The following is a 1483-nucleotide window of genomic DNA, read 5'->3' as shown; positions in this document are numbered from 1 at the left end:
AGACCTGTTCCGCACCCAGCGTCCAGGATTGCGATGGCTGCTCGCTTATTGGCCAAATACGCTGTCTGCACGGTGCCCGCCAATTCCGCAACGATCGTCGGCCCGCAGTATCCATCGCGACCGACATCCAACTCGTAGGAATTGGCCCATCCGCGATAGAAGTGGACCAAGTTACCGGCATCGCCATCGAGGGTATGGGAATCCTTGATGCGCTTTCGCGCGGCTTGCGCCAATGCCGTCTGCTGATCGAGGGTGGTCATGACAGTTCCTCCATTCGGGGGCAAATGAGATGCGGCATCGTCAGCGGCGAAATGGCACCGGCTAGATGCACAAGCCGCTCGCTGCCGTATTGCTGAGCATGGCTATCCGACCATGCGGAGGCGCCCACGCTCCAAGTGATAACGTCGTGGATCAAGACATCGCTCAGGCCCATGCCGCGTCCAAGATCAAACGCCTCGTCAAAGATCAGGCGATTGACGTGGGTGAGCTCGTCGACCAGAGACTTGAGCAAGCGGATCTGGATGTCAGTGAGTGGGACGTCGTCGAGCGGGAACACATGCTCACGCTTGGGTTTGATCCTTCCGATGTGATCGGTCAGGAATTCTTGGTCTGGCGGATGCCTGGGGTCAGCACCGTACCTGGATGGCGCGCGATAGCCCGGCACTTGCAGTCGAACGCCGAAGACCACCTCCGCCAGCGCGACGACTCGCAGATGGCTGTCGTGTCGGTCGAACTTCCGTCCCGCCTCGTTATAGCGCCTTTCGACCGCGCGCCCGATCGGCAATTCCACGCCGAGTTCGTCCGCCAGTTGGACCGTCAAGCCCATATCCTTCACCGCGATCTCCAGAGTGCACGAGCGATCGTAGCTGCCATCCAGGAGAAACGGGACGAACTGCTCGATTGCAACGGAGTTTGCGGACGACGCGACAAACTTATGCCACGCCTGCTGCGCTGGAACGCCCTCTCGCACGCTTTGGCAGAGTGCGTGGCCGCTCGCCACGGCTGCAGTGTAAAAGAGCAGGTTCGTCAGCAATTTGGCTGACTGTCCCTGACCGATGTCTCCGACATGGAAGGGGACAGCTCCGATGGTTTGCAACACCGTCTCGGAACGCACATAGGCCTCCGATGGCCCCCCGACGAAGAAGCTGACATTGGCGAAATCGACCCCCATGTGGGACAAGTTGCTCGCGGGTGCTTCTAGCGAATCGACGCCAATTGCTGCCGCCCGACGGGCGATCTCGACCGTGTTGTGATAGTCGGTCGTGGACGTATCGATCCACACGCTGCCCGGTGTCATTCCGGCCAACGCGCCTTGCTCGCCTGTCATGTTGTCAAAGACGTCGTGTGGCAGCGGCAGGCAGGTGATGACAATTTCGCAATCGCGGGCCGCTCCGCGTGGTGCGTCATGCCACCGGGCTCCTTTTTCGACCACGTCTTCCGCGGCTGCGGGATCGATATCGTAGACGTTCACCAGATAGCCGGC

General features: G+C 60.4%; 1 protein-coding gene and 1 pseudogene. Both read right to left on the bottom strand.

What is annotated here, in order from left to right; translation table 11 throughout:
• Positions 1–260: pseudogene (locus tag AC0L2D_RS31735) on the bottom strand (class I SAM-dependent DNA methyltransferase); the annotation flags it as partial.
• A partial coding sequence (locus tag AC0L2D_RS31730) for an NAD(P)-dependent oxidoreductase (protein ID WP_473544101.1) occupies positions 257–1483 on the bottom strand: 1227 nt, incomplete at its 5' end. The pseudogene AC0L2D_RS31735 and the gene AC0L2D_RS31730, both read right to left, overlap by 4 nt.

Source organism: Mesorhizobium sp. WSM4833 (genome assembly GCF_055811095.1).
This window is presented reverse-complemented; position numbering and strand designations above follow the sequence as displayed.